Genomic DNA, 20922 nt, shown 5'->3' on the forward strand with positions numbered 1-20922 from the left:
GAGGGCTAGGGTGAGGGGAAAACGTTCCTCACCCCAGCCCTCTCGGGTAAAAACATTGATGAAGGTTAACACTATGAAAGCATTACATTTTGGCGCAGGTAATATCGGTCGTGGTTTTATCGGTAAACTGCTGGCAGACGCGGGCATTACTCTGACATTCGCCGATGTGAATCAGGTGGTTCTGGATGCCCTGAATGCCCGTCATAGCTATCAGGTTCATGTGGTGGGTGAAAACGAGCAGGTTGAAACGGTCTCTGGCGTCAACGCGGTCAGCAGCATCGGCGACGACGTGATTGACCTGATCGCCAGCGTTGATCTGGTGACCACCGCCGTGGGTCCGGTGGTGCTTGAGCGTATTGCTCCTGCGGTCGCGAAAGGCCTGGCTAAACGCAAAGCGCAGGGCAACGACGCTCCGCTGAACATCATCGCCTGCGAAAACATGGTGCGCGGCACCTCGCAGCTGAAAGGACACGTTATGGCGGCCGTGGCTGACGAAGATAAAGCCTGGGTTGAAGCGCACGTCGGTTTTGTCGATTCCGCCGTGGACCGCATCGTTCCGCCGTCTGAATCCGCCACCAACGATCCGCTGGAAGTCACTGTTGAAACCTTCAGCGAGTGGATCGTCGATAAAACCCAGTTTAAGGGCGCGCTGCCGACCATTCCGGGAATGGAATTAACCGATAACCTGATGGCATTTGTCGAACGCAAACTCTTCACGCTGAACACCGGGCATGCTATAACCGCGTACCTCGGAAAATTGGCCGGTCATCAGACCATTCGTGACGCGATCCTCGATGAGCAGATCCGCGCGGTGGTAAAAGGGGCGATGGAAGAGAGCGGCGCGGTGCTGATCAAACGCTACGGTTTTGATGCTGATAAACACGCAGCATACATCCAGAAAATCCTCGGTCGTTTTGAAAACCCGTATCTGAAAGATGACGTTGAGCGCGTGGGCCGTCAGCCGCTGCGTAAGCTCAGCGCGGGCGACCGCCTGATTAAGCCGCTGCTCGGCACGCTGGAATACGGCCTGCCGCACGCCAACCTGGTGAAAGGAATTGCCGCCGCGATGCACTACCGCAGCGAGCAGGACCCGCAGGCGATTGAGCTGGCTCAGCTGATTGATGACAAAGGCGCGCAGGCTGCGCTGGCGCAGATTTCCGGTCTGGACGCCAGCAGCGACGTGGTTGCGGAGGCGGTTAACGCATACAACGCAACCAAATGATGCAGAATCCGGCGCAGGTTAGCCTGCGCCCGAATAACAGATTGTCAGATATGCAGGCAATAATGGAACAAACCCAGGCCTTTGAAAATCGTGTGCTTGAGCGTCTGAATGCTGGCAAAACCGTACGAAGCTTCCTGATTGCCGCCGTCGAATTACTGACCGAGGCGGTGAACATTCTGGTGCTTCAGGTGTTTCGCAAAGACGACTACGCGGTAAAGTACGCTGTAGAACCGTTACTGGACGGAGACGGACCGCTGGGCGATCTGTCGGTGCGCCTGAAGCTGATTTATGGTCTTGGCGTGCTGAACCGGCAAGAGTATGAAGATGCGGAGCTGTTAATGGCGCTGCGCGAAGAGCTCAATCATGACGGTAATGAGTACACCTTTACCGATGATGAGATTCTGGGGCCTTTCGGCGAACTGCACTGCGTAACCGCCCTGCCCCCTGCTCCCCATTTTGATAATAGCGACCCTGAACTGTACGCGATGCAAAAGCTGCGCTATCAACAGGTTGTCCGTTCCACTATGGTCCTTTCCCTGACTGAGCTGATTTCTAAAATCAGCTTAAAAAAAGCGTTTCAGAAGTAAGCCCGTTCACATTGGTGTATCCTTCCCTCTAAATTCCCCGTTTTCAGAGTCATTTGTCATGAAAGAAGTCGAAAAGAACGAAATTAAGCGCCTGAGCGACCGCCTGGATCTGATCCGTCATCAGATGGCTGGCCTGTCACTGGTCGATTCCGCCGAGAAGTACGCCGAGCTGGAAAAAGAGTCCGCGAAGCTGGAAGCTGAAATCGAGCGCCTGCGCGAAGTGAAAGGCCAGAAGCTGAGCAAAGAAGCGCAGAAGCTGATGGGCATGCCGCACCGCCGCGCGATCACCAAAAAAGAGCAGGCCGACATGGGCAAGCTGAAGAAAAGCGTCCGTGGCCTGGTGGTGGTGCACCCGATGACCGAGCTTGGCCGCGAGATGGGCCTGAAAGAGATGACGGGTTTTTGTAAGACGGCTTTTTAACTATTCTTCCCCTCACCCTAACCCTCTCCCCAAAGGGGCGAGGGGACTGTACGGTGCGGTTTTCTCCCTCTGGGAGAGGGCTGGGGTGAGGGATTCAGGCCCCACCAGCTTAAAATTGGCCCAACCAATCCCCGTTTTCTTCCTTCCCCGGTTCACAATTTCATTATTTCCGCTCACAAAACCATTGCCACCTCATAACATCTGGTTAACCATTCATTGTCATTAACCCTACAACACAATATTGGCAGGACCACTTTTACACAGTTTGTGACGCAGAGTTGAGCGGAGACTCACCCGCAGCACAGGCTGTCTGGTCCCCAGGAGACCTGCATGAGCCTCTGGCAACAAAACTACGACCCGGCCGGAAATATCTGGCTGTCGAGCCTGATCGCATCGCTTCCGATCCTGTTCTTCTTCTTTGCGCTGATTAAGCTCAAGCTGAAGGGCTACCTCGCCGCGACGTATACCGTTGCCATCGCCCTGCTGGTGGCGCTGTTCTTCTACAAAATGCCGGTCGACCGCGCGCTGGCCTCCGTTGTCTACGGCTTCTTCTACGGCCTGTGGCCGATTGCGTGGATCATCATCGCCGCGGTCTTTGTCTATAAAATCTCGGTAAAGACCGGGCAGTTCGACATCATTCGTTCGTCGATTCTCTCCATCACCCCGGACCAGCGCCTGCAGATGCTGATAGTCGGCTTCTCCTTCGGCGCGTTCCTCGAAGGTGCGGCAGGCTTTGGCGCACCGGTGGCGATCACCGCTGCGCTGCTGGTGGGTCTGGGCTTTAACCCGCTGTATGCCGCGGGCCTGTGCCTGATTGTGAACACCGCGCCGGTAGCCTTTGGCGCGATGGGGATCCCGATTCTGGTGGCCGGACAGGTGACCGGGCTGGACAGCTTTGAGATCGGCCAGATGGTAGGCCGCCAGCTGCCGTTCCTGACCATTATCGTCCTGTTCTGGATCATGGCGATTATGGACGGCTGGCGCGGCGTGAAGGAGACCTGGCCTGCGGTGATGGTGGCAGGCGGTTCGTTCGCCATTGCCCAGTACCTCAGCTCGAACTTCCTCGGCCCGGAACTGCCGGACATTATCTCTTCGCTGGTGTCGCTGATTTGTCTGACGCTGTTCCTGAAACGCTGGCAGCCGGTGCGCATCTTCCGCTTTGCCGACATGGGCGCGTCGCACGTGGATCAGACCCTCGCCCGCACGGGCTATACCGCAGGACAGATCGTCCGCGCCTGGTCGCCGTTCCTGTTCCTGACCGCCACCGTGACGCTGTGGAGCATTCCGCCGTTTAAAGCCCTGTTCGCTCCGGGCGGCGCGCTGTACGACATGGTGATTAACATCTCCGTGCCGTTCCTCGACAAGATGGTTGCCCGTATGCCGCCGGTAGTGCACGACGCCACCCCGTATGCGGCAGTGTTTAAGTTTGACTGGTTCTCCGCCACCGGCACGGCGATTCTGTTTGCGGCACTCCTTTCCGTGGTGTGGCTGCGCATGAAGCCTGCCGCAGCGGTACAGACTTTTGCGGCGACGATTAAAGAGCTGATGCTGCCGATCTACTCCATCGGCATGGTGCTGGCGTTCGCGTTTATCTCGAACTACTCCGGCCTGTCGTCGACGCTGGCGTTAGCGCTGGCCCACACCGGACACGCGTTCACCTTCTTCTCGCCGTTCCTCGGCTGGCTGGGGGTGTTCCTGACCGGTTCAGATACCTCGTCTAACGCCCTGTTTGCCGCCCTGCAGGCAACGGCGGCGCAGCAGATTGGCGTGTCGGACGTGCTGCTGGTGGCCGCGAACACCACCGGCGGCGTGACCGGCAAAATGATCTCCCCGCAGTCCATCGCCATTGCCTGTGCCGCGGTGGGACTGGTGGGCAAAGAGTCGGACCTGTTCCGCTTTACCGTTAAACACAGCCTGATATTCACCTGCATGGTGGGCGTGATCACCACCCTGCAGGCCTATGTCTTAACCTGGATGATCCCATGATAGTGATGCCCAGACGCCTGTCCGACGAGATTGCCTCTCGCGTGCGGGCGCTGATTGAAGAACAACAGCTGGAAGCGGGCATGAAATTGCCCGCCGAGCGCCAGCTTGCCGCCCAGCTTGGCGTATCGCGTAACTCATTGCGCGAGGCGCTCGCGACGCTGGTCAGCGAAGGCGTGCTGGTGAGCCGTCGCGGCGGCGGCACCTTTGTGCGCTGGCAGCATGACGACTGGTCCGAGCAAAACATCGTTCAGCCGCTGAAAACGCTGATGGAAAACGACCCGGACTACAGCTTCGACATTCTTGAAGCGCGTCACGCCATCGAAACCAGTACCGCGTGGCACGCGGCGATGCGGGCAACCGAAGCCGACAAAGAGAAGCTCAAAGCCTGTTTTGAGGCCACGCAAAGCAGCGACCCGGACATCGCCTCCCAGGCGGACGTCCGCTTTCACCTGGCAATCGCCGAGGCCTCGCACAACGTGGTGCTGCTCCAGACCATGCGCGGGTTCTTCGACCTGCTGCAATCCTCCGTGAAGCAGAGCCGCCAGCGCATGTATCTGGTCCCGCCGGTCTTTGCCCAGCTGACCGAACAGCACGAGGCGGTGCTCAACGCCATTCTGGCCGGCGATGCCGAAGCCGCGCGCAAGGCGATGATGGCGCATCTCGGCTTCGTGCACACCACCATTAAACGATTCGATGAAGACCAGGCCCGACAGGCGCGTATTACCCGTCTGCCTGGCGACAGTGATATTTCCAGGGAGAACAAAGCATGATTATTTCAGCAGCCAGTGACTACCGCGCCGCGGCGCAGCGCATTTTGCCGCCGTTCCTGTTCCACTACATCGACGGTGGGGCGTATGCCGAATACACCCTGCGCCGCAACGTGGAGGATCTGTCTGAAGTGGCCCTGCGCCAGCGCGTGCTGAAGAATATGTCTGACCTGAGCCTTGAAACAAAGCTGTTCAACGAAACGCTCTCCATGCCCGTCGCGCTCGCGCCTGTCGGCTTATGCGGCATGTATGCCCGCCGTGGCGAAGTGCAGGCCGCCGCCGCTGCGGATGCCAAAGGCATTCCGTTTACGCTTTCTACCGTCTCAGTCTGCCCGATTGAAGAGGTCGCCCCGACCATCAAGCGCCCGATGTGGTTCCAGCTTTACGTCCTGCGCGATCGCGGCTTTATGCGTAACGCCCTTGAGCGCGCCAAAGCGGCGGGCTGCTCCACGCTGGTCTTTACCGTCGATATGCCCACACCCGGCGCGCGCTACCGCGATGCCCACTCCGGCATGAGCGGCCCGAATGCCGCCCTGCGCCGCTACTGGCAGGCAGTTACGCATCCGCAGTGGGCGTGGGACGTCGGCCTGAACGGTCGTCCGCACGATCTGGGGAATATCTCGGCATACCTCGGTAAACCCACCGGGCTGGAAGATTACATCGGCTGGCTGGCGAACAACTTCGATCCGTCAATCTCGTGGAAAGACCTGGAGTGGATCCGCGAATTCTGGGACGGCCCGATGGTGATCAAAGGGATCCTTGACCCGGAAGATGCCCGCGACGCGGTGCGCTTCGGCGCGGACGGGATTGTGGTCTCTAACCACGGTGGACGTCAGCTCGACGGCGTGCTCTCCTCTGCCCGCGCGCTGCCGGCCATTGCCGATGCGGTGAAAGGGGATATTGCGATTCTGGCCGACAGCGGCATCCGCAACGGGCTGGACGTGGTGCGCATGATTGCCCTGGGCGCAGACAGCGTGCTGCTGGGCCGCGCGTACCTTTACGCGCTGGCCACCAGCGGCCAGGCTGGCGTGGCAAACCTGCTGAGCCTGATCGAGAAAGAGATGAAGGTGGCGATGACCCTGACCGGCGCGAAAACGATCGGTGAAATCAGCAAGGATTCGCTGGTGCAGGAGCTGAGCAAGCTGCCTGCGGCGCTGGCCCCCCTTTCGCAGGGAAACGCGGCCTGACTTTCATCTGTAACTATTTTTCTCCTGCGCCCGACTTCCCCCTCGGGCGCTTTTTTTGTCGAAAATAACACCTGCGTAACATTCTGGATAAGAAAATTTGACACACCCCTCCGGTTAGCAATTGTATAGACAAGCAAATACAAGAGCACAAAAACAACATCACATCAGAGAGGAGCATATGGCCTATTCAGGTAAGGTGGATATTCAGCAGGTAATCGACGAGAGTCCCTTTTCAGGGTTTCACTGGCTTCTTATCGTGCTGGGCTTTCTGGTTCTGGCGATCGATGGTTTTGATACCGCAGCAATGGGCTACATCGCGCCTACGCTGTCGGCAGAATGGGGGATACACAAACAGGATCTGGGCCCGGTGCTGAGCGCGGCGCTGCTGGGGCTGTCGCTGGGTGCCCTGATTGCAGGCCCGGTATCGGACCGGATGGGGCGCAAGCGCGTGCTGGTCTTTTCGTGCCTGTTCTTCGGCCTGGCGAGCCTGGGGACGGCCTGGGCGCAAAGCCTGAATACCCTTACGCTGTGGCGCTTTCTGACGGGCCTCGGGCTCGGTGCCGCGATGCCAAACGCCATCACGCTGATTTCGGAGTTCGCCCCCCAGCGCTGCCGCGCCATGGCGATTAATACCATGTACTGCGGCTTCCCTCTGGGCGCGGCGGGCGGCGGCGCGATCTCTTCCTGGCTTATTCCCCACCACGGCTGGCGAAGCGTGCTGCTGACCGGCGCGATTGCCCCGCTGATTTTAACCGTGCTGCTGGCGCTGCTGCTGCCGGAATCGGTGAAGTTTCTGGTGCAGCGCGGGAAGGACGTTATGCAGGTCCGCCGTATCGCCAGCCGGTTCAGCCGCAGCACGCTGGAGAGCGTCACGGGCTTTTTCCTGGCGGAAGAGAAAGTCGCGTCTAAAAAAGGGAGCGTGGGACAGCTGTTTTCCATGCCCTGGCTGCCCGGCACCCTGATGCTGTGGGTGACCTATTTTATGGGGCTGGTGATTTACTACGTCCTGCTTAGCTGGATGCCGACGCTGATGCAGGGGATGGGGTATGCCCTGGCGGAATCCGCCTGGCTCACCTCGCTGTTCACCTTCGGCGGCACCGCAGGCATTCTGCTCGCGGGCTGGATGATGGACCGCTGGGAAGCGCACAAGGTGGTCGCAGGGGGATTTGTCCTGACGATGGGACTGATCCTGTTACTCGGCCTTGAGCATAACCATATCGCCCTGTTTGGCGGGCTGATTTTCCTGATGGGGATCGCGATGAACGGCGCGCAGTCGGGCATGCAGACCCTGGCGGCCACCTTTTACCCTACCGAGTGCCGCGCGACGGGCATCGCCTGGATGCAGGGGATCGGCCGCTTTGGCGGGGTGGCGGGCACTATGACCAGCGCCCAGCTTCTTTCTATGCAGTGGCAGGCAGACAGTATTTTAATGATCCTCAGCGTGCCCGCCCTGGTGGCCGCGGCGGCAACCGTCTACAAAATGCTGTATAGCCGCTCGCAGGAACCCGGCGTCGCGTAGTTCCTCTCTTTTCTGCTATTCTGCCCCCGCAATTAAGGGGGCAGCATGCTTAACATCGTTTTATTCGAACCAGAAATTCCGCCGAACACCGGCAATATCATCCGCCTGTGCGCCAACACCGGTTTTCGCCTGCACATCATTGAGCCGATGGGCTTTACGTGGGACGACAAACGCCTGCGCCGCGCGGGGCTGGATTACCATGAATTTACCGCCGTGGTTCGCCATCACGATTACGCCGCGTTTCTGGAAGCAGAGAAGCCGCAGCGCATGTTCGCCCTGACCACCAAAGGCACGCCAGCGCACAGCGCAGTGAGCTATCAGGAGGGTGACTATCTAATGTTTGGCCCGGAAACCCGCGGCCTGCCGGCCACGATCCTGGATGCCCTGCCCGCTGAGCAGAAGATCCGTATTCCGATGATGCCGGACAGCCGCAGCATGAACCTGTCGAACGCGGTGTCGGTGGTGGTGTATGAAGCCTGGCGCCAGCTGGGTTATCCCGGCGCCATTCTCAGAAGTTAAATGCCGTCACCATACTCGAAGGTATGGTGAATGCCGTTGAAGTGCTGGTCCATATCCATCGACGGCTTATCGCTGTCTGGCTTACCAACGATGCGCGCCGGTACGCCAGCGGCGGTGGTGTGCGGCGGTACGGGCTGGAGCACAACCGACCCCGCGCCAATCTTCGCGCCGCGCCCGACTTCGATATTGCCGAGAATTTTAGCCCCCGCGCCAATCATCACCCCTTCACGAATTTTCGGGTGGCGATCGCCGCTGGTTTTACCGGTACCGCCCAGGGTAACCGACTGCAGGATCGAGACGTCATCTTCAATCACCGCCGTTTCACCCACCACGATGCCGGTGGCGTGGTCGAGCATGATTCCGCGGCCAATCTTCGCCGCCGGGTGAATATCGACCTGGAACGTCACGGAGACCTGGTTTTGCAGGAAAATCGCCAGCGCGCGGCGGCCTTCATTCCATAACCAGTGGCCGATGCGGTACGCCTGCAGGGCGTGGAAGCCTTTCAGGTACAGCAGCGGCGTAGAGTATTTATCCACCGCCGGGTCACGCGTGCGCACGGCCTGGATATCACAGGCGGCAGAGGCGATCATTTCCGGGTCTGCGGCGTAAGCCTCTTCCACCACTTCACGAATGGCGATAGCAGGCATGATGGAGGAAGCGAGCTTGTTGGCGAGCATGTAGCTCAGCGCGCTGCCGAGATTTTCGTGCTTGAGTAACGTCGCGTGGTAAAAACTGGCCAGCATCGGCTCACAGTCGGCCAGCGCCCGGGCTTCGGCTTTAATATTATTCCAGACGATATCCAGTTCTTCACACGGCATTGCTAACTCCAGACGATAGTATAATGACCAGCCAGTTCTGCGCTGGCTGGGTCATTCAGGTGACAACGGTTCCGACTAGTTACTGCTGCGCTCGTCCTTGCGCGCACGACCTAATAAGGTCAATGCTGCCTCGCGCGCATTTTTTCCGCAATACAATACCTGATAAATTTCCTCGGTTATTGGCATTTCGACACCAAACCGGTGCGCCAACTCGCGAACTTCTTTGGTATTGCGGTAGCCTTCCACCACCTGTCCAATCTTCTCCTGCGCGCTTTTTACATCGCTGCCCTGTCCGAGCATCATGCCAAAGCGGCGGTTACGAGACTGGTTGTCGGTACAGGTCAGCACCAGGTCGCCCAGACCCGCCATCCCCATAAAGGTGGCCGGATCGGCGCCCAGCGCTTCGCCCAGACGGGACATCTCGGTTAAGCCGCGGGTAATCAACGCCGTACGCGCGTTGGCGCCAAAGCCAATACCGTCAGACATCCCGGCACCGATGGCAATCACGTTCTTCACCGCGCCGCCCAGCTGCACGCCGATGAAATCGGGGTTGCTGTAGACGCGGAAGCTCTTGCCGCAGTGCAGCAGTTGCTGGAGATCGTCGGAGAAGACCTGGTCAGTGGATGCCAGCGAGATCGCCGTCGGCAGGCCCGCAGCCAGCTCTTTGGCAAACGTTGGGCCGGAGATAACCGCCAGCGGGATCTCATCGCCCAGCGCTTCGCGGGCAACGTCCTGCAGCAGGCGTCCGGTTTCCGCTTCCAGCCCTTTGGTCGCCCAGACGATACGCGCATCCGGGCGCATCAGCGGCTTGATCTGATTCAGCACGTCGCCAAAGACATGGCTCGGCACCACAATCAAAATGTTGCGGCTGGCCGCCAGCGCGGTCGAAAGATCGCTTTCCAGGTGCAGGGTGTCAGGGAACGGAACGTCCGGGAGAAACGCCACATTGCAACGGTCATGCTGCAGCGTGGCAATATGTTTTGGATCGTGGCCCCACAGGACCACGTCGTGACCATTTCTTGCCAGCGTGATGGCAAGAGCGGTGCCGTATGAGCCGGCACCGATCACAGTCATTGACGCATTAACAGTGCTCATCAGGCATCCTGATGTTGTTCGGCACCTTCGCCAGCCTGCTGCTGCAGATAGTTCATGAACAGCGCATCAAAGTTCACTGGCGCAAGGTTCAGTTGCGGGAATGTACCGCGAGAAACCAGGCTGGTGATGCATTCACGGGCATACGGGAACAGGATGTTCGGGCAGTATGCACCCAGGCAATGCGCCATCTGGTTGCCTTCGATGCCGCCGATGGAGAAGATACCGCCCTGCTGTACTTCGCACAGGAATGCAGTTTCTTCGCCCAGAGAGGCGGTCACGGTCACACGCAGTACGACTTCATACACGTCATCCGCCAGCTGGGTGGATGCGGTATCCAGATCAAGTTTAACCTCTGGCTGCCAGTCTTTCTGGAAAACGTGCGGCGCATTTGGCGCTTCGAAAGAGACATCCTTGGTGTAGATACGCTGGATCTGGAAAGTCATTTCGGTGTTGTTTTGTTCTGACATGGAAATACCCTTTTTAATTGTCCTAAAGTCTCTTAGCTCAGCAGCGGATCGAGTCCACCACGGGCGTCGAGCGCATACAAGTCATCACAGCCGCCAATGTGCTGCGCATCAATAAAAATCTGCGGAACCGTCGTACGACCACTACGTTGGATCATCTCTTCGCGTTTAATCGCGTCACCGTCGATCGGCAGTTCCTTGAACGTGACGCCTTTGCTGCTCAGCAGCGCTTTCGCACGGTGGCAGAACGGGCACGTCGCTTTGGTGTAGATCTCAATATTGGCCATGACTGAACTCCTTATTTACCGCGAACCAAAGGAAGATTTTCCCCGCTCCAGCCGGAAATCCCTTCTTTCAGTACCGTTACGTTTTCGAAGCCCGCTTTATAAAGCGCGCTGGCAGATTCCTGCGCCTGCATACCGGTCGCATCCACAACGATAATGGGCTGGGCTTTGTGTTTCTCAAGCTCACCAACGTTGTTGGCTTTGATTTCAGCTGGCAACAGGTTGATTGCGCCGGCAATGTGACCTTTACGGAAATCGTCACGCTGACGCAGATCGACAACGACGGCATCTTCTTTGTTAATCAGACGCGTCGCTTCACCACGGGTGATAACCTTAATCTTAGACGTCAGGCTCTTAAATGTGGTGAACAGCACAGCAGCCAGCAGGCCAATCCACGCGATGCTCAGTACCGGATGGCGGCTAACGAATTGCATAATTTCTTGCATGGAGGGTAACTACTCCCGACTAAGTGATAAAAAAAACCAGGACAGGAGTATACCTGTGCGTTCTGGCAAATACAGCCAGCGACCATAACCTAATCCATTTTCTGCGGCATGCCACCTAAAAAAATGCTTCAAAATGGTCCGGTCAGCATCTTGCCCCCGCGCTTTCTTTGATCTTCTGCGGCTATTTGATCGATTCAGCTGTAGTAAAATTACGCAAATTTTGACTCTTGAGCATGAGGTTGTTGCAATGTCGGTTTCTAAAAAAACTATGGTACTGGTGATTCTGGATGGCTATGGCTACCGTGAAGACAGCCAGGATAACGCTATTTTCAACGCAAAAACCCCGGTCATGGATGCACTGTGGGCAAAACGTCCGCATACCCTGATTGACGCATCCGGTCTGGAAGTGGGTCTGCCGGATCGCCAGATGGGCAACTCCGAAGTCGGCCACGTTAACCTGGGCGCAGGCCGTATCGTGTATCAGGATCTGACCCGTCTGGACGTCGAAATCAAAGAACGCACCTTCTTCGCGAACCCGGTTCTCTGCGGCGCTGTAGACAAAGCCGTTGCGGCAGGTAAAGCGGTGCACATCATGGGTCTGCTCTCCGCGGGCGGCGTGCACAGCCACGAAGATCACATCATGGCGATGGTTGAGCTGGCCGCTGAACGCGGTGCGGAAAAAATCTACCTGCACGCCTTCCTGGACGGTCGCGATACGCCGCCGCGCAGCGCAAAAGGCTCTTTGCAAGCCTTCGAAGACAAATTCGCCGCGCTGGGCAAAGGCCGCGTGGCCTCCATCATTGGCCGTTACTACGCTATGGACCGCGACAACCGCTGGGATCGCGTTGAACAGGCCTATGATCTGATGACCCTGGCAAAAGGGGAATTCCAGTTCGCGACCGCCGTTGAAGCCCTGGAAGCCGCTTACGCGCGTGATGAAAACGATGAATTCGTGAAAGCGAGCGTGATCCGCGCTGAAGGCCAGGCTGATGCCGCCATGAAAGATGGCGATGCGCTGATCTTCATGAACTTCCGCGCTGACCGCGCGCGCGAAATCACCCGTGCGTTCGTGAATAGCGATTTCGACGGTTTCGCCCGTAAAAAAGTGGTGAACATCGACTTCATCCAGCTGACCGAATACGCGGCAGACATCAACGCGCCTTGCGCTTACCCACCTGCCTCGCTGGCCAATACCTTCGGCGAGTGGATGGCGAAGAACGACAAAACCCAGCTGCGTATCTCCGAAACGGAGAAGTATGCGCACGTGACCTTCTTCTTTAACGGCGGCGTTGAAGAGCCGTTCAAAGGCGAAGAGCGCATTCTGATCAACTCGCCGAAAGTGGCGACTTACGATCTGCAGCCAGAAATGAGCTCTGCAGAATTGACTGAAAAACTGGTCGCGGCCATCGAAAGCGGCAAGTACGACACCATCATCTGTAACTATCCGAACGGCGACATGGTCGGCCATACCGGCGTGATGGAAGCGGCAGTGAAGGCGGTTGAAGCGCTGGACCACTGCGTTGAGCAGGTTGCGAAAGCGGTTGAGTCCGTTGGCGGCCAGCTGCTGATCACCGCTGACCACGGTAACGCCGAGCAGATGCGCGACCCGGCGACCGGTCAGGCGCACACCGCCCATACCAACCTGCCGGTTCCGCTGATTTATGTGGGTGATAAATCACTGAAAGCAGTGGAAGGCGGCAAGCTTTCCGACATCGCGCCAACCATGTTGTCGCTGATGGGTATGCCGATCCCTGAAGAGATGACTGGTAAGCCGCTGTTCATCGTGGAATAATCGCTCCCCATGAGGGGAAAGGCGATTTTTTCAATCACATGGGTCGTGAAGCCGCTTAGGTTATCAGTCAGACCTCTGCTTTGCGCCAGCGCACTCAGCGCTGGCGTATTGCTGTGCGCCGCATCCGCCCACGCGGATGACCGCGACCAGCTTAAATCCATTCAGGCCGATATCGCCGCCAAAGAGCGTGCGGTACGCCAGCAGCAACAGCAGCGCGCCACCCTGCTCGCCCAGCTTAAGCAGCAGGAAGAGGCCATCTCCGCTGCCGCACGTAAGCTCCGTGAAACGCAAAACACCCTCACCCAGTTGAACAAACAGATCGACGAGATGAACGCGTCGATTGCCAAACTGGAGCGCCAGCGTGATGCGCAGGAGCGCAACCTCGCGGCTCAGCTCGATGCCGCATTCCGCCAGGGTGAACATACCGGACTCCAGCTGATCCTCAGCGGTGAAGAGAGCCAGCGCGGCCAGCGCCTGCAGGCCTATTTCGGCTATCTGAACCAGGCGCGTCAGGAGACGATCGCGCAGCTGAAGCAGACGCGTGAAGAGGTCTCCACCCAAAAAGCGGAGCTGGAAGAGAAGCAGAGCCAGCAGCAGACGTTGCTCTACGAACAAAAAGCGCAGCAGGCAAAACTCGAGCAGGCCCGTAACGAGCGCAAGAAAACGCTGTCCGGTCTTGAGTCCTCCATTCAGGCAGGACAGAGCCAGCTGAGCGAAATGCGCGCCAACGAATCAAAACTGCGCAACAGCATTGCCCGTGCGGAAGCCGCAGCGAAGGCGCGCGCTGAAAAAGAGGCCCGCGAGGCGCAGGCGGTTCGCGACAAGCAGCAGGAAGCCTCCCGCAAAGGGACCACCTACAAGCCAAGCGAAAGCGAACGTTCCCTGATGTCGCGTACCGGCGGTCTGGGCTCCCCTCGCGGCCAGGCCTACTGGCCCGTTCGCGGCACTATTCTGCATCGCTATGGCGAACAGCTGCAGGGTGAGCTACGTTGGAAAGGGATCGTTATCGGTGCGTCTGAAGGTAGCGAAGTGAAAGCCATCGCCGATGGCCGCGTTATTCTGGCCGACTGGCTGCAGGGTTACGGGCTTGTGGTAGTGGTCGAACACGGTAAAGGCGACATGAGTCTTTACGGCTACAACCAGAGCGCGCTGGTCAGCGTCGGCACCCAGGTGCGCGCCGGCCAACCCATCGCCCTTGTGGGCAGCAGTGGCGGTCAGGGCCGCCCGTCACTCTATTTCGAAATTCGTCGTCAGGGTCAGGCGGTCAATCCACAGCCGTGGTTGGGAAGATAAGTTTTGCTTCAGTTTCGTCAAATGGTTCTCTCCGTCGTCAGCGCGCTGGCGCTGGCTGCACCGGTATATGCAGGCAAACTCGCGATTGTGATTGATGACTTCGGTTATCGTCCACACTATGAAAATCAGGTGCTGGCGATGCCGTCAGCCATCTCCGTCGCCGTCCTGCCGAATGCGCCACACGCGCATGAGATGGCAACCAAAGCCCACAATAGCGGTCATCAGGTGCTCATCCATCTGCCGATGGCACCGCTCAGCAAGCAGCCGCTGGAAAAAGATACCCTGCGCCCGGATATGAGCAGCGATGAGATCGAGCGCATCATCCGCGACGCCTACAACAAAGTGCCGTATGCCGTGGGTCTGAACAACCATATGGGCAGCGCGATGACCTCCAGCCTGTACGGTATGCTGAAAGTGATGCAGGCGCTGGAGCGTTACAATCTCTATTTCCTCGACAGTATGACCATCGGCAACAGCCAGGCGATGCGTGCCGCTCAGGGTACGGGTGTAAAGGTCATTAAGCGTAAAGTCTTCCTGGACGACTCCCAAAACGCAGCGGATATCCGCGTACAGTTTAACCGCGCGGTAGCGCTGGCGCGTCGTAACGGTTCGGCCATTGCCATCGGGCACCCGCATCCGTCTACCGTTCGCGTTTTACAGCAAATGCTGCCGACCTTACCCGCCGATATCACGCTGGTACGCCCGAGCGATCTGCTTAATGAACCGCAGGTGGACACGTCTCGTCCGGGTAGCGCACAACCTCCCACCACGCAGCCGCGCAATCCGTTCCGCGGCGTGAAGAACTGCACGCTGAAAAAACCGCCTGAACCGGTGCCTGCAACCCGCTTCTTCGCGGTCATCAGCGAAAGCGTGAGCCAGAGTACGCTGGTGCAATACTTCCAGCACCAGTGGCAGGGATGGGGTAAAAAAGTCTCAGCGAACCAGTCCCAGTGACGGGCGATTAAGGTAGAACAATGCCGCAACGATACAAAATTCTGCTCCTCGATACCGGTAAAGAGTGGGGAGGAGGCACCAACAGCATGCTCGAACTTCTGAAGCGCATTAACCGCGAGAAGTTCGATATTACCTGTTGTTTTTACAGCGACTACAGCCGGGCCGAAGGGCAAACCATCGGCCAGGTGCTGAACGGCATTGGTATTCCTTTAATTGTGATTCCCCAGCATAAACAGCCTGCATGGGCGAAAATCGCAAAAGAGCTGGGTCGCAGCCTGCTGTTTTTCTCCCGCAGCGCCCGGAAGGCGTTTACGCGCCATATTGATACCCTCTGGCGCATTCGCCCCAACGTCAGCAAGATCGAGACGATTTTTCGGGAAGGCGGTTTTGATACGCTGTACATGAACAACCAGCCAGGCTCTAACGAAGAGGGTTATCTGGCGGGCGCGAAGCTGCATGCGCGGATCATCCAGCACTGCCGCATTGAGCCGGTGCTGACGCCGCCGCTGGTGAAGCTGGTGAATGCCCATGCCACAAAAATCATCGCCGTCTCGCACGGCGTTGAGCGCGTGTTACTTCAGCATGGCGTCCGGCCCGAGCTGTGTACAACGGTCAACAACGCCATCGACATCCACCAGCCTTTGCCCGACCGACGCGCCATGCGCCAGCGTCTGAACATTGATGACGACACCTTTGTGTTCGGCAGCATTGGGTCGCTTATCCCTCGCAAGGCCAACCACCACACGCTGGAGGCGCTGGCCCAGTTCAGCCAGAAGCATCCGCAGGCAAAATGGAAGATGGTGCTGGTCGGTGAAGGGGCTGAACGCGGCGCGCTGGCGGCACAGGCTGACGCGCTGGGTATTGCTGAACACGTGATTTTTACCGGTTTCCAGAACACGCCTTTTGACTATCTCGCCACCTTTGACGCGTTTATTCTGGCCTCCCAGAGCGAAGGCCTGCCCCGCGTCGTGCTGGAAGCGATGCTGCTGAACATTCCCGTCATTGGTTCAAAGGTGACCGGCACGGCAGAATTGATCGATCACGAGTCGACCGGGCTGCTTTTCCCGTGGAGCGATGTATCGAAACTTGCTCAACATCTGGATAATATCTGGCAGGATCCCGATCTGCGCGCCCGGCTCGCCGCGGCCGCGTATCAGAATGTCTGCAACGTGTATGCCATTGAAAGCTATGTTAACGGTGTCGAGGCCGTTCTTGGCGCGCAATAACCAAACGAGAAGAACATGTTTAAATTCCTGAATGCTCGCTACCGCCACATCACCGGGCGACATAACATTCCGTACGCTTCCCTTCCGGTCACGCGCGATCTCGTTGCGGTGGATTCCATCGTGATTCCGTGTACGGGCGCGGATTTCGTGGAAGAAGCGTTGTTGTCAGCGACCTTTGCAGAGCGTTATGCCACCGGCGTCAGCGAAATTGTTATCGTCAGCGATCAGCCTGAATCCGCTTTCGGTGAACTGCCGCCAAAAACCCGCGTCGTTACGCTTACCCTTCCGGTACGCGAGGAAAGTTACCGCTATAAGCAGATCTACCTCAGCCGTCTGGTGAAGCTGAACGCTCCGCTGCAGGCGCGCGGCGAAGGGGTATTGATGATCGACTCCGATCTCAACCTGCTGAAGATGCCAGAGATTAACATGGCCGATATGCACATCTACTCCAGCTTCCGTCAGGGCAAAATGATTGCCAAACTGGACGGCGCACCAGCGGAGAAAGTGCCGGCGTATTACAAAGAGACGGTGCGTCCGTATCTGGTCGATCACGTTAACGGCGCGTTTCTTGCCGCCACCAAAAAGACCTGGCGCCGTATCTGCCCGCTGTGGCTGACGCTGTTCCAGGATACCTGGGAACTGATGGACGACACGCAGCCGCCGACCGATCAGCTGCCGCTCGCCGCGCTGCTGGACATGCTGGATTTAAAAACGGTTAACCTGGGCGACTGGATGAACTGGCCGGTCTCCAAGAAGATCGGTGGTCAGGAAGCCGTTGTGCCGAAAGAGGTGATTGGCGCGCACGGTGGTTTCCCGCTTTCCGAATGGCAGAAGTATCTTGAATCGCCGGATAATAAGCTGCTGTTCAAAGGTCAGGATTACACCCGCAAGGTGCGTTATCTGACGGACGAAGAGAAAAAGAATCAGTAAAAAAAGGGGCCGCTGGCCCCTTTTTTATTACTTATCCCAGCTCAGGATCACTTTCCCTGACTGGCCGGAACGCATCGCGTCAAAGCCCTGCTGGAACTCGTCGATGGAGAAACGGTGAGTAATAATCGGGGACAGATCCAGCCCGGACTGGATCAGCGCCGCCATCTTGTACCAGGTTTCGAACATCTCGCGGCCATAGATGCCCTTGATGAACAGCCCTTTGAAGATGACTTTGTTCCAGTCGATGGACATATCTGACGGCGGAATACCCAGCATCGCGATACGGCCACCGTGATTCATGGTGTCGAGCATGGTGCGGAACGCCGGTGGCGCGCCGGACATCTCCAGACCCACGTCAAAGCCTTCGGTCATGCCCAGCTCTTCCATCACGTCGGTCAGGCTCTCTTTGGAGACATCCACCGCGCGGGTGACCCCCATTTTGCGCGCCAGCGACAGGCGGTATTCGTTCACGTCGGTGATCACGACGTTGCGCGCCCCCACGTGCTTCGCCACGGCAGCCGCCATAATGCCGATTGGGCCCGCGCCGGAGACCAGCACGTCTTCACCCACCAGGTCGAAGGAGAGCGCGGTGTGTACCGCGTTGCCGAACGGGTCGAAGATGGAGGCCAGATCGTCAGAGATATTGTCCGGGATTTTGAACGCGTTAAACGCCGGGATCACCAGGTATTCCGCGAAGCAGCCCGGACGGTTTACGCCCACGCCGACGGTGTTGCGGCACAGGTGCGTGCGTCCACCGCGGCAGTTACGGCAGTGGCCGCAGGTAATATGGCCTTCACCGGAGACGCGATCGCCAATTTTGAAGCCTTTCACTTCCTGGCCGATACCGACCACTTCGCCGACATATTCGTGACCGACAACCATCGGTACCGGAATAGTTTTCTGCGACCACTGGTCCCAGTTGTAGATGTGAACGTCAGTACCGCAGATAGCCGTTTTACGAATTTTGATCAGCAGATCGTTATGACCGACTTCCGGCTCCGGCACGTCGGTCATCCAAATCCCTTCTTCCGCTTTCAGTTTGGATAACGCTTTCATCACACGTCCTCAGGCAATTACGCCCAGCTGTTTACCGATGCGGGTAAAGGCTTCCACCGCACATTCAATTTGTTCAGGCGAGTGCGCCGCAGACATCTGGGTGCGGATACGCGCCTGACCTTTTGGCACCACCGGGAAGAAGAACCCGGTGACGTAGATCCCTTCTTTCTGCAGCTCGCGGGCAAATTGCTGCGCGACGACCGCATCGCCCAGCATCACCGGAATGATCGCGTGGTCAGCACCGGCCAGGGTGAAGCCTGCGGCGCTCATTTTTTCACGGAACAGACGGGCGTTGGACCACAGGCGGTCGCGCAGTTCGGCCCCGGACTCCACCATCTCCAGCACCTTGATGGAGGCGGCCACAATCGCCGGCGCCAGGGAGTTGGAGAACAGATACGGGCGAGAGCGCTGGCGCAGCCACTCAACCACCTCTTTACGCGCGGCGGTATAGCCGCCGGACGCGCCGCCGAGCGCTTTGCCCAGCGTACCGGTGATGATGTCCACGCGGCCCATTACGTCGCAGTATTCGTGGGAACCGCGACCGTTTTCGCCGACAAAGCCGACCGCGTGAGAGTCATCGACCATCACCAGCGCGTCGTATTTATCCGCCAGGTCGCACACGCCCTTCAGGTTGGCGATCACGCCGTCCATGGAGAACACGCCGTCGGTGGCGATCAGCACGTGGCGAGCACCCGCTTCGCGGGCCTCTTTCAGGCGCGCTTCCAGCTCAACCATGTCGTTGTTGGCGTAGCGGAAGCGCTTCGCTTTACACAGGCGTACGCCGTCGATGATGGAGGCGTGGTTCAGGGCGTCGGAGATAATCGCATCTTCTGCGCCGAGCAGGGTCTCAAACAGACCGCCGTTGGCGTCGAAGCAGGAGGAGTACAGGATCGCGTCTTCCATCCCAAGGAAGCTCGCCAGCTTTTGCTCAAGCTGCTTGTGGCTGTCCTGCGTACCGCAGATGAAACGTACGGAGGCCATGCCGAAACCGTGGGTGTCCATGCCGTTTTTTGCAGCGGCAATCAGCTCAGGGTGATTCGCAAGACCTAAGTAGTTGTTCGCACAAAAGTTGATCACATGGCTGCCGTCGGCAACGGTGATGTCCGCCTGCTGAGCAGACGTGATAATACGCTCTTCCTTGAACAACCCTTCCGCACGTGCGGTGTCGAGGTCGCTGTTTAACTGTTTGTAAAAATCACCACGCATTGCAATTCTCCAGACTCGGCAAATTTCGGCACATATTACCCAAACCTATAGTTCATGACGAGATGACGCAGTATCTCTTCTCGTTTTTGCAGCATAAATCACGTGTAACCCTGCTGCATATCGGTGAATGGCTGAAGGGTCGCCATACTAATGATATGATATGAATATTAGCGTCCGGGATTGTCCCCGGGCTCCACACTTTAAAGGTTACAGTTATGATCATCGTTACCGGCGGCGCGGGCTTTATCGGCAGCAACATTATCAAGGCCCTCAATGACAAAGGCATCACCGACATCCTGGTGGTGGATAACCTGAAAGACGGCACCAAGTTCGTTAACCTGGTGGATCTGAACATCGCTGACTATATGGATAAAGAAGACTTCCTTATCCAGATTATGGCAGGTGAAGAGTTCGGCGAGATCGAAGCCATCTTCCACGAAGGTGCGTGCTCATCCACCACCGAGTGGGACGGCAAGTACATGATGGACAACAACTATCAGTACTCCAAAGAGCTCCTGCACTACTGCCTGGAGCGTGAAATTCCGTTCCTGTATGCCTCCTCCGCGGCAACCTACGGCGGCCGCACCTCGGACTTCATCGAATCCCGCGAGTACGAGCAGCCGCTGAACGTCTACGGCTACTCCAAGTTCCTGTTCGACGAGTACGTGCGTCAGGTTCTGCCAGAAGCGAACTCGCAGGTTGTCGGCTTCCGCTACTTCAACGTCTACGGGCCGCGCGAAGGCCACAAAGGCAGCATGGCGAGCGTGGCATTCCACCTGAATACCCAGTTGAATAACGGCGAGAGCCCGAAACTGTTCGAAGGCAGCGACGGCTTTAAGCGTGATTTCGTCTACGTGGGCGACGTGGCAGCCGTTAACCTGTGGTTCTGGGAAAACGGTGTCTCCGGTATCTTTAACCTCGGCACAGGCCGCGCGGAATCCTTCCAGGCGGTGGCTGACGCAACGCTGGCGTACCACAAGAAAGGCAGCATCGAGTACATTCCGTTCCCGGATAAGCTGAAAGGCCGCTACCAGGCGTTCACCCAGGCTGACCTGACCAACCTGCGCGCCGCAGGCTACGACAAGCCGTTCAAGACCGTTGCCGAAGGCGTAACGGAATATATGGCCTGGCTGAACCGCGACGCATAAGT

General features: G+C 57.9%; 21 protein-coding genes. 14 read left to right on the forward strand and 7 right to left on the reverse strand.

Annotated features, from left to right (window positions below; translation table 11 throughout):
• Positions 1–73: 73 nt before the first annotated feature.
• From mtlD to trmL, 8 genes are all read left to right on the forward strand, one after another.
• A complete protein-coding gene (mtlD, locus tag USG84_RS18595; RefSeq protein ID WP_151412677.1) occupies positions 74–1222 on the forward strand; it encodes a mannitol-1-phosphate 5-dehydrogenase in 1149 nt (382 codons plus the stop codon).
• Complete coding sequence (mtlR, locus tag USG84_RS18600) at positions 1219–1809, forward strand: mannitol operon repressor MtlR (RefSeq protein ID WP_028015045.1); 591 nt, start codon at positions 1219–1221, stop codon at positions 1807–1809. Before mtlD ends, mtlR begins: the two co-directional genes overlap by 4 nt.
• A 58-nt stretch (positions 1810–1867) precedes the next feature.
• The gene (locus USG84_RS18605) at positions 1868–2230 is read left to right on the forward strand and encodes a YibL family ribosome-associated protein (protein ID WP_151412675.1); all 363 of its coding nucleotides are present in this window, start codon (positions 1868–1870) and stop codon (positions 2228–2230) included.
• 330 nt (positions 2231–2560) lie between these two features.
• Entirely contained in the window at positions 2561–4216 is a 1656-nt protein-coding gene (gene lldP / locus USG84_RS18610; RefSeq protein ID WP_061096614.1) for an L-lactate permease, read from the forward strand.
• Positions 4213–4986 (forward strand): transcriptional regulator LldR, encoded by a 774-nt coding sequence (gene lldR / locus USG84_RS18615; RefSeq protein ID WP_014882013.1) that lies wholly within the window; start codon positions 4213–4215, stop codon positions 4984–4986. Before lldP ends, lldR begins: the two co-directional genes overlap by 4 nt.
• Positions 4983–6170, forward strand: coding sequence for an FMN-dependent L-lactate dehydrogenase LldD (gene lldD, locus USG84_RS18620; RefSeq protein WP_061096616.1), 1188 nt, complete (start codon positions 4983–4985; stop codon positions 6168–6170). The genes lldR and lldD overlap by 4 nt, the downstream gene beginning before the upstream one ends.
• A 178-nt stretch (positions 6171–6348) precedes the next feature.
• Positions 6349–7689 (forward strand): MFS transporter, encoded by a 1341-nt coding sequence (locus tag USG84_RS18625; RefSeq protein ID WP_061096617.1) that lies wholly within the window; start codon positions 6349–6351, stop codon positions 7687–7689.
• A 45-nt stretch (positions 7690–7734) separates the two neighbouring features.
• Positions 7735–8208 carry a tRNA (uridine(34)/cytosine(34)/5-carboxymethylaminomethyluridine(34)-2'-O)-methyltransferase TrmL gene (gene trmL / locus USG84_RS18630; protein WP_028015039.1) on the forward strand — a complete coding sequence of 158 codons (474 nt, stop codon included), beginning with the start codon at positions 7735–7737 and terminating at the stop codon, positions 8206–8208.
• Here trmL and cysE read toward each other — a convergent pair.
• The 5 genes from cysE to USG84_RS18655 all read right to left on the reverse strand — a co-directional run bounded on the left by cysE (position 8205) and on the right by USG84_RS18655 (position 11315).
• Positions 8205–9026, reverse strand: a complete 822-nt coding sequence (gene cysE, locus USG84_RS18635; RefSeq protein ID WP_008502718.1) for a serine O-acetyltransferase — start codon at positions 9024–9026, stop codon at positions 8205–8207. The two genes, trmL and cysE, sit on opposite strands and share 4 nt — an antisense overlap.
• Before the next feature lie 75 nt (positions 9027–9101).
• Entirely contained in the window at positions 9102–10121 is a 1020-nt protein-coding gene (gene gpsA / locus USG84_RS18640; protein ID WP_320738415.1) for an NAD(P)H-dependent glycerol-3-phosphate dehydrogenase, read from the reverse strand.
• Positions 10121–10588 (reverse strand): protein-export chaperone SecB, encoded by a 468-nt coding sequence (gene secB / locus USG84_RS18645; protein WP_003860835.1) that lies wholly within the window; start codon positions 10586–10588, stop codon positions 10121–10123. Before secB ends, gpsA begins: the two co-directional genes overlap by 1 nt.
• Before the next feature lie 32 nt (positions 10589–10620).
• Positions 10621–10872 (reverse strand): glutaredoxin 3, encoded by a 252-nt coding sequence (gene grxC, locus USG84_RS18650; protein ID WP_003860837.1) that lies wholly within the window; start codon positions 10870–10872, stop codon positions 10621–10623.
• Between the two features lie 11 nt (positions 10873–10883).
• Entirely contained in the window at positions 10884–11315 is a 432-nt protein-coding gene (locus tag USG84_RS18655; RefSeq protein WP_014882007.1) for a rhodanese-like domain-containing protein, read from the reverse strand.
• Between the two features lie 247 nt (positions 11316–11562).
• Here USG84_RS18655 and gpmM point away from each other — a divergent pair, with 247 nt between their 5' ends.
• The 5 genes from gpmM to USG84_RS18680 are packed head-to-tail and all read left to right on the forward strand — an operon-like array spanning position 11563 to position 17510.
• On the forward strand, positions 11563–13107 hold the full coding sequence (gene gpmM, locus USG84_RS18660) for a 2,3-bisphosphoglycerate-independent phosphoglycerate mutase (protein WP_320738416.1): 1545 nt from the start codon (positions 11563–11565) through the stop codon (positions 13105–13107).
• A gap of 33 nt (positions 13108–13140) precedes the next feature.
• Positions 13141–14400, forward strand: coding sequence for a murein hydrolase activator EnvC (gene envC, locus USG84_RS18665; protein WP_231940812.1), 1260 nt, complete (start codon positions 13141–13143; stop codon positions 14398–14400).
• A gap of 3 nt (positions 14401–14403) precedes the next feature.
• The gene (locus tag USG84_RS18670) at positions 14404–15354 is read left to right on the forward strand and encodes a divergent polysaccharide deacetylase family protein (RefSeq protein WP_151412674.1); all 951 of its coding nucleotides are present in this window, start codon (positions 14404–14406) and stop codon (positions 15352–15354) included.
• A 20-nt stretch (positions 15355–15374) separates the two neighbouring features.
• Complete coding sequence (locus USG84_RS18675) at positions 15375–16580, forward strand: glycosyltransferase (RefSeq protein ID WP_151412673.1); 1206 nt, start codon at positions 15375–15377, stop codon at positions 16578–16580.
• Positions 16581–16595: 15 nt separating this feature from the next.
• Entirely contained in the window at positions 16596–17510 is a 915-nt protein-coding gene (locus tag USG84_RS18680; RefSeq protein ID WP_253540238.1) for a hypothetical protein, read from the forward strand.
• Between the two features lie 27 nt (positions 17511–17537).
• Here the strand turns inward: USG84_RS18680 and tdh are convergent, their stop codons facing one another.
• Both tdh and kbl read right to left on the reverse strand, forming a co-directional pair.
• A complete protein-coding gene (gene tdh, locus USG84_RS18685; RefSeq protein WP_042717745.1) occupies positions 17538–18566 on the reverse strand; it encodes an L-threonine 3-dehydrogenase in 1029 nt (342 codons plus the stop codon).
• A gap of 9 nt (positions 18567–18575) precedes the next feature.
• Complete coding sequence (gene kbl / locus USG84_RS18690; RefSeq protein ID WP_253540236.1) at positions 18576–19772, reverse strand: glycine C-acetyltransferase; 1197 nt, start codon at positions 19770–19772, stop codon at positions 18576–18578.
• Positions 19773–19987: 215 nt separating this feature from the next.
• On the opposite strand from kbl, the gene rfaD reads away from it, so the two are divergent.
• Positions 19988–20920, forward strand: coding sequence for an ADP-glyceromanno-heptose 6-epimerase (rfaD, locus tag USG84_RS18695; protein ID WP_151412672.1), 933 nt, complete (start codon positions 19988–19990; stop codon positions 20918–20920).
• Positions 20921–20922 lie beyond the last annotated feature (2 nt).

The organism is Enterobacter sp. 168J2 (assembly GCF_034107265.1).
In the GTDB taxonomy this organism is placed as follows: Bacteria; Pseudomonadota; Gammaproteobacteria; order Enterobacterales; family Enterobacteriaceae; genus Enterobacter; species Enterobacter nematophilus.

What these genes read in the sequence shown, in the direction of transcription:
- tdh (WP_042717745.1), bottom strand. Translation starts at nt 18,566, where the DNA reads ATGAAAGCGTTATCCAAACTGAAAGCGGAAGAAGGGATTTGGATGACC.
- USG84_RS18625 (WP_061096617.1), top strand. Translation starts at nt 6,349, where the DNA reads ATGGCCTATTCAGGTAAGGTGGATATTCAGCAGGTAATCGACGAGAGT.
- gpmM (WP_320738416.1), top strand. Translation starts at nt 11,563, where the DNA reads ATGTCGGTTTCTAAAAAAACTATGGTACTGGTGATTCTGGATGGCTAT.
- rfaD (WP_151412672.1), top strand. Translation starts at nt 19,988, where the DNA reads ATGATCATCGTTACCGGCGGCGCGGGCTTTATCGGCAGCAACATTATC.
- USG84_RS18605 (WP_151412675.1), top strand. Translation starts at nt 1,868, where the DNA reads ATGAAAGAAGTCGAAAAGAACGAAATTAAGCGCCTGAGCGACCGCCTG.
- mtlD (WP_151412677.1), top strand. Translation starts at nt 74, where the DNA reads ATGAAAGCATTACATTTTGGCGCAGGTAATATCGGTCGTGGTTTTATC.
- lldP (WP_061096614.1), top strand. Translation starts at nt 2,561, where the DNA reads ATGAGCCTCTGGCAACAAAACTACGACCCGGCCGGAAATATCTGGCTG.
- trmL (WP_028015039.1), top strand. Translation starts at nt 7,735, where the DNA reads ATGCTTAACATCGTTTTATTCGAACCAGAAATTCCGCCGAACACCGGC.
- lldR (WP_014882013.1), top strand. Translation starts at nt 4,213, where the DNA reads ATGATAGTGATGCCCAGACGCCTGTCCGACGAGATTGCCTCTCGCGTG.
- cysE (WP_008502718.1), bottom strand. Translation starts at nt 9,026, where the DNA reads ATGCCGTGTGAAGAACTGGATATCGTCTGGAATAATATTAAAGCCGAA.
- kbl (WP_253540236.1), bottom strand. Translation starts at nt 19,772, where the DNA reads ATGCGTGGTGATTTTTACAAACAGTTAAACAGCGACCTCGACACCGCA.
- lldD (WP_061096616.1), top strand. Translation starts at nt 4,983, where the DNA reads ATGATTATTTCAGCAGCCAGTGACTACCGCGCCGCGGCGCAGCGCATT.
- gpsA (WP_320738415.1), bottom strand. Translation starts at nt 10,121, where the DNA reads ATGAGCACTGTTAATGCGTCAATGACTGTGATCGGTGCCGGCTCATAC.
- grxC (WP_003860837.1), bottom strand. Translation starts at nt 10,872, where the DNA reads ATGGCCAATATTGAGATCTACACCAAAGCGACGTGCCCGTTCTGCCAC.
- mtlR (WP_028015045.1), top strand. Translation starts at nt 1,219, where the DNA reads ATGATGCAGAATCCGGCGCAGGTTAGCCTGCGCCCGAATAACAGATTG.
- USG84_RS18655 (WP_014882007.1), bottom strand. Translation starts at nt 11,315, where the DNA reads ATGCAAGAAATTATGCAATTCGTTAGCCGCCATCCGGTACTGAGCATC.
- USG84_RS18675 (WP_151412673.1), top strand. Translation starts at nt 15,375, where the DNA reads ATGCCGCAACGATACAAAATTCTGCTCCTCGATACCGGTAAAGAGTGG.
- USG84_RS18680 (WP_253540238.1), top strand. Translation starts at nt 16,596, where the DNA reads ATGTTTAAATTCCTGAATGCTCGCTACCGCCACATCACCGGGCGACAT.
- secB (WP_003860835.1), bottom strand. Translation starts at nt 10,588, where the DNA reads ATGTCAGAACAAAACAACACCGAAATGACTTTCCAGATCCAGCGTATC.